Genomic DNA, 12,470 nt, shown 5'->3' with positions numbered 1-12,470 from the left:
GGCGTGAGCCCGGGACCCATCGCCTTCAGCGCGGCCGGGACGTCCAAGGTGGCGTCCGCCGCGAAGGGCGGCTCCGCCAGGCCCAAGCTGGAGCACGCCTACCTGGAGCTGCGCACCCCGCCCACCGGGGGCGGGCTCACCCCCGGCGGGCCGTGCGGGCGGATCGACTTCCAGTTCAACCCCAAGGAGCTGAGCCTGACGAAGGCGGCCTCCTGGAAACGCACCCCGGCCAAGGGAGCGAAGAGCTCCGGGCCGCCGGAGTACCAGGGCTCGCAGCCCAGCAAACTGACCGTCGAGATGTTCTTCGACGCGGGCGACACCCAGGACACCCGGGTCGTGACGGCGGTGGAGCAGCTGTTCGCGTGCTGCGTGCCGACGAACGAGACCAGGCAGCAGCAGCGTTCCTCGCCGCCCTGGGTGGTGTTCCACTGGGGCGGGCTGACCGGATTTCCCGGCTACGTGAGCCAAGTCGCTGCGAAATACACCCTGTTCACCACATCGGGCGTGCCGATCCGGGCCGTGTGCCAGGTGACGATGGAGGAGATCAGCGGGGAGACGCCCGGGCAGAACCCGACGTCCGGGGCGCTGGCGGCCCGGCGGGTGCACCGGGTCGCGTCGGGCGACTCGCTGCCGTCGCTGGCGCACCGGGAGTACGGCGACGCGGGCGCCTGGCGGGTCATCGCCGAGGCCAACGGCATCGACGACCCGATCAGGCTCGCCCCGGGCACCCAGCTGCTGCTGCCCGCGCTGGACGAGCTCAGCCGGCTGGACGACAACGGCGGCCGGGGGGCGGGCCGATGACTCGCCCCGGGGTCGCCAGCGCGCTGGTGGTGGAGTTCGACGGCCGCCCGCTGCCCGCCAAGTTCCTCAACACCCTGGTCGAGGGCTACGTGGACGACAGCCGGACGCTCCCCGACCTCTTCCTGCTCCGGTTCCGCGACCCGGACCGGGTCCTGCTCGAACAGACCGGCCTGAAGATCGGCAGCGAGGCCCGGCTCCTCGCCCGGGCCGGCGGCGGCAGCGCCCCGAAACCGCTCCTCGAAGGCGCGGTCACCGCGCTGGAGGTCGAGCTGGACGAGACCGGCACCTTCACCGTGGTCCGGGGGCTCGACGCGTCGCACCGGCTGCTGCGGGGCCGCCGGGTCGCCAGCTACCAGAACATGACCCTGTCCGACATCTGCGGCCAGGTCGCCCAGCGCGCCGGACTCAAACCGGGCACCGTGGACATCGCCGGACCGGTCATCGAGCACATGGCCCAGCCCAACGTCACCGACTGGGAGTTCGTGCGAGGACTGGCCGAAGAGGCGGGCGCCCAGGCCTACGTGCGCGACGGACAGCTGCACATCACCCGGCCCGCCGAGGCGAGCGGGGCACCGGACAGCTCCGCGCGCGCCGACCGCGACCCGCTCGTCCTCGAACTCGGCAGCAACCTGCTGCGCTGCCGCGCCGGAGTGTCGGCCGCAGAACAGGTCTCCGAGGTCGAGGTGCGCGGCTGGGACATCGGCGCCAAGGAACCGCTGGTCGGCCGGTCCCCCGCCGGGAAGTCGGCGACGCTGGACCTCGGCGTCACGGCGGCCGAGGTCAGTGCCCCCTTCGGCGAGGCCCGGTTCGTCGTCACCGACGCCGCGTACGGCACGCAGGCGCAGGTGGACCAGGCGGCGAAGGCGCTGGCCGAGCGCATCGCGGGCTCCTTCGCGGAGCTGGAGGCGGTCATCAGGGGCAACCCCGAGGTCACGGCAGGCAGCGCGGTCGCGCTCAACGCGGTCGGCGCGCCCTTCGAGGGCCGCTACACCGTCACCTCCTCCCGCCACGTCTTCGACTCCGTACGCGGCTACGAGACCTGGATCACCGTGTCCGGTCAGCAGGAGAGGTCGCTGTTCGGGCTCACCGGGGCGGCCGGTGCCTCCGGGAGCGGTCCCCGCTGGGCCGGGCTGGTCAGCGGGACGGTCACGGACACCCAGGACCCGGAGGGCTCGGGCCGGGTGAAGGTGCGCTTCCCGTGGCTTTCGGACGAGTACGCGAGCGACTGGGCGCGCACCGCGCAGTCCGGCGGGACGGGCGGCGGCGAGGCGTTCATCCCGGAGGTCGGCGACGAGGTGCTGGTCGGCTTCGAGCACGGGCACCTGGACCGGCCGTACGTGCTGGCCGGGCTGTACAACGGCAAGGACCGGCCCGGCGGGGGAGCCGGCGCACCCGGAGCCCCCGGCGCGCCCGGGGCCCCGGTCACCCCCGGCGCCTCCGACGCGGGCGGCGGCGATCTGGTCGACCCCACCACCGGTGCCGTCAACCGCCGGGCCTTCGCGTCCAAGAGCGGCAACCAGCTCGAACTGCTGGACGCGGCCAACGGCCCGCAGGGCGTACGGCTGCGGACCGGCGACGGGAAGCTCACCATCGCCCTGGACCGCCGGGGCACCGCCGTCGTCATCAACAGCGACGGCAGCGTCACCATCGAGGCCAAGGAACGGGTCTCCGTCACGGCCGCCAAGGGCGTTTCCCTGGACGCCGGACGCGGGGCACTGACCCTGACCGGCGAGAGCGTCACCCTCACCTCCCGCAACGGAGTCGCCCTCGACGGCGGCAACGGCAAGGTCGCCCTCTCCACGGACGGCGCCGTGGAGCTGCGCGGCGGTCAGGTCACGGTCGACGGCAGTCGCCGCACGGACCTGAAGAGCGGCGGCTCGGTCTCCGTCAACGCACCGATGATCCAGCTCAACTGACGTACCGGCACATTCACAGCGAAAGGGAGCGCACCGCATGCCGTCAGCAGCAGCCGCCCGGGTCGGCGACCCCACGGGTCATCCCGGCACGGTCGGGCCGCCCGGGGTGGTCTCGGTGCTGATCGGCGGCAGACCCGCGGCCACCGTCGGCACCCTCCACCAGTGCGCCTCGCCGCTCGGCCACCCACCGTCCCCGATCGCGCCCCCGGGCAGCCGCAGCGTGTTCATCGGCGGCAGGCCGGCCGCCCGCGTGGGGGACCTGAGCGGCTGCGGGGCGCCGATCCTGTCGGGCTGCGCCACGGTGCTGATCGGAGGCTGAACGGACATGGGAGAGCAGTTCATCGGGGCCGGCTGGGCCTTCCCGCCGCGTACGGACGCCACCGGGTCCATCGCGCTGGTGCGCGGCGAACGCGAACTGGAGGAGTCGATCCGGCTGATCCTCGCCACCTCGCCCGGCGAGCGGCCGATGCGGCCCGAGTTCGGCTGCGCCGTCAACGACTACGTGTTCGCCCCCGCCGACGCCGGAACGGCCGGGCAGCTCGCCTACGAGGTGCGCCTCGCCCTGGAACGCTGGGAACCGCGCATCGAGGTCGCCGACGTCACCGTCCGGTTCGACGCGGCGGACAGCGGGGTGCTCTACATCGACATCGGCTACACCGTGCGCGGCTCCAACGACCCGCGCAACCTCGTCTTCCCGTTCTACGTGATCCCCCCGCACGGGCCGGAGACGAACCCCGACGACGAGGAGGCCGGCGCGTGACGCTGCCCAGTCCCCATCTGGACGACCGCCGCTTCCAGGGCCTGGTGGACGAGGCCAAACGCCTGGTCCAGCAGCGCTGCCCGGAATGGACCGACCACAACGTGTCGGACCCGGGCGTCACGCTCATCGAGGCGTTCGCGACGATGGTCGACCAGCTCGTCTACCGGGTGAACCGGGTGCCGGAGAAGAGCTACCTCACCTTCCTCGACCTGATCGGCGTACGGCTGCACCCGCCGACGGCCGCGCGCACCGAGGTGACGTTCCGGCTGTCCGCACCCCGCCCCGACCCCGTCGTGGTGCGCGCCGGGACCGAAGTGGCGACCGTCCGTACGGAGACGGAGGAGGCGGTCGTCTTCACCACCTCGTCCGAACTGACCATCTTGCCCTGCTCGTTCGCCCACCTCGCGACCTGGCCCGCCGCCGAGGAGGTGGTCGACCGCACCGAACAGCTCGCCATCGGGCGGGACGTGGCCTGCTTCGGCGCCACCCCCGCCCCGGGCGACTGCCTCTACGTGGGCCTGTCCGCCGCCGTGCCGGCCGGTGTCGTCGTCCTGCGGCTCGACTGCCGCGTCGAGGGCGTCGGCGTGGACCCGCTGCGCCCGCCCCTGGTCTGGGAGGCGTGGGACGGCACCGGCTGGGCGGTGTGCGAGGTCGAGAAGGACGACACCGGCGGCTTCAACCGCTCCGGCGAACTCATCCTGCACCTGCCGAGGACCCATACCCCGGCCGCCGTCGTCCGGCGCACCGGCGGCTGGCTGCGCTGCCGCCTGATCGAGGCCGAGCCCGGCCGCCCGACCTACCTGGCGCCGCCCGTGGTCCGGTCGGTCACCGCCTTCACCATCGGCGCCACGGTCGCGGCCGAGCACGCCGAGACCATCACCGACGAAGTGCTCGGCGCGGCCGAGGGCGTACCCGGCCAGGCGTTCACCCTGGCCCGCTCGCCCGTCGTGCCGGGGGACTTCGTGGTCGAGGTGACGGACCCGGCGAGCGGCCCCGAGCCGGAGTACACCCGCTGGACCAGGGTCGACGACTTCGCGCACTCCGGGCCCGAGGACCGGCACATCACCCTCGACCCCAACTCCGGCCGCGTCGAGTTCGGCCCCGCCGTGCGCGAACGGGACGGCTCCATCCGCTACTACGGGGCCGTCCCCGCCAAGGGCGCCACGGTCCGCGTGCGCTCGTACCGCACCGGCGGCGGGCTGCGCGGCAACGTCGCCCGGTCCACCCTGAAGATCCTGCGCAGCGCCATCCCCTATGTGGCGCGCGTGGAGAACCGCAGGCCCGCGCTCGGCGGTGTCGACGGTGAGAGCGTCGAAAGCGCCCGGGTGCGCGGCCCGATGACCCTGCGCACCCTGCACCGCGCCGTCGTCCCGCACGACTACGAACTCCTCGCCCGCGAGGTGGCCCCGGACGCCGCCCGCGTCCATTGCATCCGGGCCGGGGCCGACGGCGACGAGAGCGACGCCACCGCACAGGGCGTACGGCTCCTCGTCGTGCCGGCCGGGCGCAGCGACGACCAGGGCCGGATCGAGTTCGACGAGCTCATCCCGCCCGCCCAGACCCTGCGCCTCATCGCCGGGCACCTGGACGAGCGACGCCCGATCGGCGCCCGCCTCGTCGTGGAACCGCCGTTCTACCAGGGCGTCACCGTCGTCGCCTCGGTCCAGGCCGAGCCCGGCGCGGACCGCGACCGCGTACGGGACGCGGCACTGGCCGCGCTGTACGGCTACTTCAACGCCCTGACCGGCGGGCCCGGCGGACAGGGCTGGCCGTTCGGGCGCCCGGTCCAGTCCGGGGAGGCGTTCGCCGTGCTCCAGCGGGTGCCGGGCGTGGACCTGGTGGAGGACGTACGGCTCTACCGCGCCGACCCGGTGACCGGTGAGCGCACCGACGCCACCACCAAGATCCCGCTCGACCGGCACGCGCTGGTCTTCAGCTACGAGCACCAGCTCCGCGTGAGGGGAGCCTGACCCATGCGCACCGGCGTCCCCGGGCTCCCCACCCCGCACCCGCTCATCGACCAGCTCCCGGCCCTCTACCTGGAGCACGACTTCATCCGCCGCTTCCTCACCGCGCTGGACGACGTCCTCGCCCCCGTCCTGCTCACCATCGACAACCTCCCCGCCCACCTGGACCCGCGCAGCGCCCCCGACGACTTCCTCGCCTGGCTGTCGCAGTGGGTGGCGGCGGAGTCCCCCGAGGACGGGCCGGTCGAGCGGCGCCGGGAGACGGTACGCGGTGCGGTGGCCCGGCACGCCCGGCGCGGGACGGCGGGCGGACTCGCCGAGGCGGTACGCCTGGCGACCGGAGCGGACCCGGAGATCACGGAAAGCGGCGGCACCGCCTGGTCCACCGGAACCGGCACCACGCTCCCGGGCACGCCGCGCCCCTGGGTGACGATCCGGGTCCGGGAGGGCCACGGCCGGCCCGTCGACCGGTCCCGGCTGGAAGAACTCATCGGCACGGAGGTGCCGGCCCACGTGGGCTTCACGCTGGAGATCCTGCCCCCGGACGGGGGCGCGGGGGGTGCGACGCGGTGATCTGCGAGTCGTGCGGGACGAGGAACGAACCGGGGCGCGAATTCTGCGTGTCGTGCGAGGCGTTTCTGGCGTGGGAGGACGGCGACGAGCCCGCGCCCCCGGCGCCGCGCACGCCCGCCGCTCCGCCGGAGGCGGGACCGCCGCCCGCCCCGGGACCGATCGTGACCCCCGAACCGCGCCGGGGTCCCCTTCCCCCGACGGCCGTGCCTCCGGTCCCGTCGCCCCCGGCCCCCGCGCCCCCGGCCCCCGTACCCCCGCGCCCGGCCGCCCCCACCCCACCGCTCCCGCCCCACGCGGTGAACCCCCTCCCCGCCATCCCGCCACAACGCCCGCCGGCCCCCGCGGTCCGCGCCCAGGACCCGGACCGCCCCGGCCCGGCCGCCCCTCGCCGCCCCGGGGACCGGCCGGACGCGCCGCCCGGCCCCGCCGCCTGGACGCCCGACACGTCGGAGCCCGAGCCGCCCGCCGCACCGGTCCGGTCCGCCGCCCCCGTCCGGTGCCCCGGCTGCGGCGCCGACAACGCGCCCGACCGCACCCTGTGCGTCCGGTGCGCCCTGCTCCTCGACCCCGGGCCCCCGCCGGACGCGCGCCCGCCCTGGTGGCGCCGCCTCTTCCGCCGGGACCCGGCGAGGGGCCACGAGGCAGGGGCGCGTCCGCGACGCCGACGGCGGGGGCCGCGGCTCGGGGTGCCCCTCGCGCTGCTCCTCGTCCTGGCCGGGGTGTGGTTCGCGCTGCCGCACCTGTCCGGACTGCTGGGCCTCGCCAAGGAGGAGACCGGCGCGCCGGAGTCGATGCCGCCCTCCGCCTGCCACGCGTCGAGCGCCGCCCCCGGCCATCCCGCCGGCGCCGCCGTGGACGGCTTCAACAACCGGTACTGGGCGCCCGAGAAGACCGGCGGCGCGGCGGGGGAGTTCCTTGAGTGCACCTTCGACGCGCCGGTCCGCCTGCGGAAGATGGCGGTGTTCTCCGGCACGTCGACGCGAGCGGACGAGTATCTGACGCAGGCCCGCCCGGCCAGGCTCGTCGCCGAACTGACCGCACGGGACGGCACCAGGAGCACGAAGACGATCCGGCTCACCGACCAGGCCGGCCAGCAGACGTTCGACGTACGGGGGTCGGAGACCGTCCGCATCCGGCTGACCGTCGACTCCGCGTACGGCACCGGCAAGGGCCGCCGGGTGGCGGTCGCCGAGGTCGAGTTCTTCGGCCACCGCTCCTGACCCGGCCGGACCGCGCGCCCGGCTTGCGACGGAGGGAGGGGGACGGCAGGCTTCGGTGCTGTGCCCACTCTCCTGATCGTGCATCACACGCCCTCGCCGAACTGCCAGGCCCTCTTCGAGGCCGTCGTCTCCGGAGCGACGACGGACGAGATCGAGGGCGTGCGCGTCGTACGGCGCGCCGCGCTCGCCGCGACGGCGTCCGACGTACTCGAAGCGGACGGGCTGGTCCTCGGCACCCCGGCGAACCTCGGCTACATGTCCGGGGCGCTCAAGCACTTCTTCGACCAGATCTACTACCCGTGCCTCGACACGACGCGCGGCCGCCCCTTCGGCTACTACGTGCACGGCGGCAACGACGTCACGGGCGCCGTGCGCGGCATCGAGACGATCACCACCGGCCTCGGCTGGCGCCGGGCGGCGGACGTCGTCGAGGTGACCGGCGAACCGGCCAGGGCGGACACCGAGGCGTGCTGGGAGCTGAGGGCCACCCTGGCGGCCGGCCTGACCGAATAAGGGCTGCGCCGCCGGGGGCCGGACGCTACTCTGTCCCGCGATGACAACTCACTCTCTCCAGAGATTGGGGGCCCCGTCCGCGCAAGGTGAGTGCTGATGACCACTCACCGGCCCGACGAGGAGCCCTTCCTGCCCTTCTGGCTGCGCGTGCGCGAGTTCGCCGTGCCGCCCTCCATGATCGAGACCGCCACCGCCCGGCGCCGCACCGGCGACTGGGCCGGCGCGTGTGCCGCCGCCGGTGTCGACGTCGACTTCACACCCCGAGTCCTGGCCCGCACGCATGGCCGTGAACTCGCCACCCGCGTACGCGCCGACCTCCGCCACCTGGCACCGGACCTGCTGCGCTGGCACCTCCCGAGGATCGCCCCGCGCGGTCTGCTGCGCCCCGGACTGACGATCGCGCTCGCGCGGTACGACTCCGAGCCGCGTCCCGGAACCGCGCGCGCCCCGGCTCCCGTGCACCTGGTGGCCAGGACACCCCCCGCGTGGGCGGACGCCGGGCAGCGGATCAGCCTCGGCCTGTGGGACGGCACGGGCGCCGGGACCGTACGCCTGCATCCGCACCCCCACCCCAGCCGGCGGTTCCGGCTCGACCTGCACCGCCATCTGTGGGACGCCCGCAGCGCCGCCGACCTGCGGGTCCGTGCCGGAGGCGCGAGCGGCGGGGACCCGGAAGTCCTCGGCCGGGTCCCGCCGGGGCGCCGCTGCGCCGTCGGGCGCTGGGCGGCGGAGGCCGCACTGCTGCTCGCCGCCGAGGGCCGCACCTCGGGCCCCGTCACCGTACGGCTGGGCGGCAGACACCGGCTGCACCTGGACGTGGACGGCGGCGAGCGGCCCGCCCTGCGGTTCGCGGACCCCCGGGCGGCCGCCGCCCGCGCCCCGTTGGTGCTGCCCGACGCGGCCACCTGGGCGCTGCCCGACCTCGAGCTCCTGCGGTCCGGCGCGATCACGCCCGACCGGCTGCACCCCCTCGTCGCGGACGCGCTCGCTCCCGGGCACACACCGACCGGTCCGCCACCGGCCCCGGCCGGCTCCGGGCACCCGCGCGTCGTGGACTGCCGGGGCGCCCGGCACCGGATCGGCCTGGTCGACGGGGTGCTGTCCGCCCTGGACCACGACCCGGCCGAGGTCCGTCGGGAGGAGCTGCTGGTCGCCCTCACCGGGACCCCGCTGCCGTGCCTCAGGGCCATCGACGAGGCCCACCGCCGCCCGGACTGCCTCACCGGGGTGCGGGAACGGCTCGATCACGGCGACATCGGCGGCGCCCTCGCCGTCGTCGAAGCCCTCCTGGGCCCCGGCGCGCAGCTCCGGGACGGCCCGCTGCGCGACGAACTGGAGTCCGCGGCGCTCCGCCGCATCACCTACGGGCTCTACCGCGCCGACCTGATCGAGCCCGGTCCCAGCACCTGCCACCCCGTCACCCCGCCCGCCCCCGCACGCCGCACGCGCCCGCGCCGGGCGGGCGTGCGCTGACGCGCCCGCCCGCACCCGTTCCAAGCCCACCACGACTCCCAAGGTGATGACCCATGCCCGTGAACACCCTTTCCGCCCCGCCTGCGGCCTCCCAGCTCGACATCGCCGGGGCCCTGACCACCCTGCTCCGCGACACGACGACCGAGGCGCGCCCCGACACCCAGCTGGAGGCCCTGACGCTGGCCGTCGCCGCCGACCTCCCCGTCCTGCTGTGGGGCGAACCGGGCATCGGCAAGACCGCCGCCCTCACCCAGCTCGCCGACGACCTCGGGCTGCCCCTCACCACGGTCATCGCCAGCGTGCACGAGCCGTCCGACTTCTCCGGGCTGCCCGTCGTGGGCGACGATCCGGCCGAGCAGGGCGTCCCCATGGCCCCGCCGGACTGGGCCGTGCGGCTGGTCCGGGCCGGGCGCGGACTGCTCTTCCTGGACGAGCTGTCCACGGCGCCGCCCGCCGTGCAGGCAGCCCTCCTCCGTCTCGTGCTCGAACGGCGCGTCGGTGCGCTGCGACTGCCGCCCGGCGTACGGATCGTGGCCGCCGCGAACCCGCGCTCGTCGGCGGCCGACGGCTGGGAGCTGAGCCCGCCGCTGGCCAACCGGTTCGTCCACCTCCAGTGGACCCACGACCAGGACGTCGTCGTACGCGGTCTCGGCGGGACCTGGCCCCGGGCCACCCTGCCCAGGCTCCGGCCCGAACGCCTCGGCGAGGCCGTCGACTTCGCCCGGCGCGCCGTGTGCGGACTCCTCGCGGCCCGTCCCGCGCTCGTTCACCGGCTGCCCAGCGGCGAGACCCGCAGGGGCGGCCCCTGGCCGTCGCCCCGGAGCTGGGACATGACCCTCACCCTGATCGCCTTCGCCACCGCCGCCGGGGTCTCCCGCGACGTGCTCTCCCTGCTCGTCCGGGGCACGGTCGGGGACGGGCCGGGGCTCGAACTCCTCGCGGCCATCGACCGGATGGACCTCCCCGACCCGGAATCGCTCCTGGCCGACCCGGCGGCCGCCGTACTGCCCGAACGGGGGGACCTGCGGCAGGCGGTGCTCGACGGGGTGGTCGCGGCGGTGCGCAATCGCCTCGACAGGTCGCGCTGGGACGCCGCCTGGACGCTGCTGGTGCGGGCGGTCGAGACCGGCGCGCCGGACCTGGTCGTCGTTCCTGCGACCACCCTCGCCGCGCTCAGGCGGGAGGAGTGGGACGTGCCCGCGTCGATCGAGGCGCTGGCCGGGGTCGTGTCGGTGTCACGGCGCGCCGAGGACGCGGCGGCCCGCGCCGCCGCGGCGACGAAGGGCGGCCGGTGACCGGGGCCGAGCTGGACCGCGACAAGCTCTTCGCCGCCCGGTTGCAGGCCGTCCGGGCCCGCCCCTTCCTCGCGACGGCGCTGTTCGCCCTGCACGTGGTCGAGTCGCGGCGCGTTCCGACGATGGCCGTCGACCGCTACTGGCGGTGCTACGTGTCGCCGTGGTTCGTGGACCGCACACCGGTGGAGGAGCTCGCCGGGGTGTGGGTGCACGAGGTGTCGCACCTGCTGCGCGACCACCACGGGCGCGGCGACCGGTTCGCGCGCCAACACGGACTGACGGGTGCCGGGGAGCGGCTGCGGATGAACATCGCGGCCGACTGCGAGATCAACGACGACGTGTACGGGGACGGGCTGGCCGCCCCCGGGGGAGCCGTCTGGCCCGCGACGCTGGGGCTCCCCGAGGGAAAGCTGATGGAGGAGTACCTGCGCCTGTTCCGGCTCGGTTCCCGTACGCAGGACTTCGCCTGGCTGGACTGCGGCAGCGGCTCCGACGGGCTCGACCGGGAGTGGGACCTCGGGCCCGACGGCGCGCACGGGCTCAGCGAGCAGGAGCGGGACGCGGTGCGCTTCCGGGTCGCGCAGGGCATCACCGGCCGCCCCGGCCGGGCGCCGAAGGCGTGGAAACGGTGGGCGGAGGAGGCGTTCCACCCGCCCCAGGCGTGGCGCGACCTGCTGGGCGCCGCCGTCCGGTCGGCCGTCTCCGGCCCCGGCGCGGGCGACGACTACTCCTACGGTCGTCCCTCGCGGCGCTCGGCCGGGCTGCCCGGGGTGGTCCTGCCGAGCCTGCGGCGCAGACCACCGCAGGTGTCCGTGGTCATCGACACCTCGGGCTCGGTCAGCGACGCGGAGCTGGGCAGCGCCCTCCTCGAGGTGTCCGCGATCACCCGTGCCGTGGGCGGTCGCCGGGACCTGGTCAGGGTCCTGTCCTGCGACGCGGCGGCCCGGGTCGTGCACCCGCTGTGCCGCGCGGAGGGCATCCCGCTCGTGGGCGGCGGCGGAACCGATCTGCGTACGGGCTTCGCCGAGGCACTGCGGACGCACCCCCGGCCCGACGTCGTCGTGGCCCTGACCGACGGCCAGACCCCGTGGCCCTCCGCGCGGCCCGCGTGCCGGACGGTGGTGGGCCTCTTCGACCGGCCGGACCGGGACTCCTGGGACGAGAACGACCCCGACTACGTACCGGACTCGCCGCCCGAGTGGGCGCGCGTCGTCAACATCGGCTGACCTGGCGGCCGTTGATCAGGGTGACGGTGCTCGCGTCCGCCCCCGGACGCCCCCGCCCGCAGCCCGTCCGCCACCAGGTCGAAGAGGCGGGCGGCACGGGGCTGCCAGTCGCTGTGCGGGTCCAGTTGCCACAGACCCGCTATGGCGAGGAGGAAGTCGTCCGGGGTCACCCCGGCGCGAATCGTGCCCGCCGCCTCGTTCGCCGCCAGCAGGAGCGCGATCGCCTCGGTCACCGGGCCGTGGCCGACCTGCGCCAGGCTGCCGTGTCCACGGGTCGCCGCGCGCAGGGCGTCCGCCAGGCCCGCCTTCGCCATCGCGTACCGGGCGAGACGGTCCATCCACTCGCGCAGCGCGCGGTCGGCCGGGTGGTCCCCGAGGAGCTGCGCCGCCGCGTCGGCGACCTGCCGCATCTCGTACCGGTACACCTCCAGCACCAGCGCCTCGCGGTGCGGGAAGTTGCGGTAGAACGTGCCCTGGCCGACTCCGGCCTTCCGCGCGATCACGCTCACCGGCGTGTCCGCGGCCCGGGTGAGTTCGGTGAGCGCGACGGCCAGGATGCGCTCGCGGTTGCGCTGCGCGTCCGGGCGCGTCGGCGTGCTCCTCGCGTCCCGCACCGCTTCCCCCTCCCGAGCCGCGGCCGGGGACGGCCTTGCTCGCCGGACAGCCGTCCGTTAGGTTCGACAACCAAGCGGACAGCTGTCCGCTTGCCTCCACCAGAGCGCCGGG

The 12,470-nt window shown here is 75.3% G+C and carries 12 protein-coding genes; 11 read left to right on the top strand and 1 reads right to left on the bottom strand.

Annotated elements, in window-relative coordinates; translation table 11 throughout:
* Nucleotides 1–3 precede the first annotated feature (3 nt).
* From AB0L33_RS14680 to AB0L33_RS14630, 11 genes are all read left to right on the top strand, one after another.
* A complete protein-coding gene (locus tag AB0L33_RS14680) occupies nt 4–801 on the top strand; it encodes a peptidase M23 (RefSeq protein WP_365681218.1) in 798 nt (265 codons plus the stop codon).
* Nucleotides 798–2,717: a VgrG-related protein gene (locus AB0L33_RS14675; protein ID WP_365681216.1), complete on the top strand. Its 1,920-nt coding sequence runs from the start codon at nt 798–800 to the stop codon at nt 2,715–2,717. Before AB0L33_RS14680 ends, AB0L33_RS14675 begins: the two co-directional genes overlap by 4 nt.
* A 37-nt stretch (nt 2,718–2,754) precedes the next feature.
* Entirely contained in the window at nt 2,755–3,036 is a 282-nt protein-coding gene (locus tag AB0L33_RS14670) for a PAAR domain-containing protein (RefSeq protein ID WP_018099786.1), read from the top strand.
* A 6-nt stretch (nt 3,037–3,042) separates the two neighbouring features.
* Complete coding sequence (locus AB0L33_RS14665; protein WP_164404606.1) at nt 3,043–3,477, top strand: GPW/gp25 family protein; 435 nt, start codon at nt 3,043–3,045, stop codon at nt 3,475–3,477.
* Nucleotides 3,474–5,447 carry a putative baseplate assembly protein gene (locus AB0L33_RS14660; protein ID WP_365681214.1) on the top strand — a complete coding sequence of 658 codons (1,974 nt, stop codon included), beginning with the start codon at nt 3,474–3,476 and terminating at the stop codon, nt 5,445–5,447. The genes AB0L33_RS14665 and AB0L33_RS14660 overlap by 4 nt, the downstream gene beginning before the upstream one ends.
* A gap of 3 nt (nt 5,448–5,450) precedes the next feature.
* Nucleotides 5,451–6,017 (top strand): phage tail protein, encoded by a 567-nt coding sequence (locus AB0L33_RS14655; RefSeq protein WP_365681211.1) that lies wholly within the window; start codon nt 5,451–5,453, stop codon nt 6,015–6,017.
* A 296-nt stretch (nt 6,018–6,313) separates the two neighbouring features.
* Nucleotides 6,314–7,237: a hypothetical protein gene (locus AB0L33_RS14650; protein WP_365681209.1), complete on the top strand. Its 924-nt coding sequence runs from the start codon at nt 6,314–6,316 to the stop codon at nt 7,235–7,237.
* 60 nt (nt 7,238–7,297) lie between these two features.
* Nucleotides 7,298–7,750 carry an NAD(P)H-dependent oxidoreductase gene (locus AB0L33_RS14645; RefSeq protein WP_365681207.1) on the top strand — a complete coding sequence of 151 codons (453 nt, stop codon included), beginning with the start codon at nt 7,298–7,300 and terminating at the stop codon, nt 7,748–7,750.
* 96 nt (nt 7,751–7,846) lie between these two features.
* Nucleotides 7,847–9,223: a hypothetical protein gene (locus tag AB0L33_RS14640; protein ID WP_365681205.1), complete on the top strand. Its 1,377-nt coding sequence runs from the start codon at nt 7,847–7,849 to the stop codon at nt 9,221–9,223.
* Between the two features lie 53 nt (nt 9,224–9,276).
* A complete protein-coding gene (locus AB0L33_RS14635; protein ID WP_365681203.1) occupies nt 9,277–10,518 on the top strand; it encodes a MoxR family ATPase in 1,242 nt (413 codons plus the stop codon).
* A complete protein-coding gene (locus AB0L33_RS14630) occupies nt 10,515–11,744 on the top strand; it encodes a VWA-like domain-containing protein (RefSeq protein ID WP_365681201.1) in 1,230 nt (409 codons plus the stop codon). Before AB0L33_RS14635 ends, AB0L33_RS14630 begins: the two co-directional genes overlap by 4 nt.
* Here AB0L33_RS14630 and AB0L33_RS14625 read toward each other — a convergent pair.
* Complete coding sequence (locus AB0L33_RS14625; protein WP_365681199.1) at nt 11,693–12,358, bottom strand: TetR/AcrR family transcriptional regulator; 666 nt, start codon at nt 12,356–12,358, stop codon at nt 11,693–11,695. The two genes, AB0L33_RS14630 and AB0L33_RS14625, sit on opposite strands and share 52 nt — an antisense overlap.
* Between the last annotated feature and the right edge of the window lie 112 nt (nt 12,359–12,470).

Source organism: Streptomyces sp. NPDC052299 (genome assembly GCF_040679335.1).
GTDB lineage: Bacteria > Actinomycetota > Actinomycetes > Streptomycetales > Streptomycetaceae > Streptomyces.
The sequence above is the reverse complement of the archived record's forward strand: the minus strand, read 5'-3'. Positions and strand labels throughout refer to the sequence as shown.

Excerpts from the sequence above, each read along its gene's own strand:
- AB0L33_RS14675 (WP_365681216.1), top strand. The coding sequence starts at position 798 with ATGACTCGCCCCGGGGTCGCCAGCGCGCTGGTGGTGGAGTTCGACGGC.
- AB0L33_RS14670 (WP_018099786.1), top strand. The coding sequence starts at position 2,755 with ATGCCGTCAGCAGCAGCCGCCCGGGTCGGCGACCCCACGGGTCATCCC.
- AB0L33_RS14665 (WP_164404606.1), top strand. The coding sequence starts at position 3,043 with ATGGGAGAGCAGTTCATCGGGGCCGGCTGGGCCTTCCCGCCGCGTACG.
- AB0L33_RS14655 (WP_365681211.1), top strand. The coding sequence starts at position 5,451 with ATGCGCACCGGCGTCCCCGGGCTCCCCACCCCGCACCCGCTCATCGAC.
- AB0L33_RS14640 (WP_365681205.1), top strand. The coding sequence starts at position 7,847 with ATGACCACTCACCGGCCCGACGAGGAGCCCTTCCTGCCCTTCTGGCTG.
- AB0L33_RS14635 (WP_365681203.1), top strand. The coding sequence starts at position 9,277 with ATGCCCGTGAACACCCTTTCCGCCCCGCCTGCGGCCTCCCAGCTCGAC.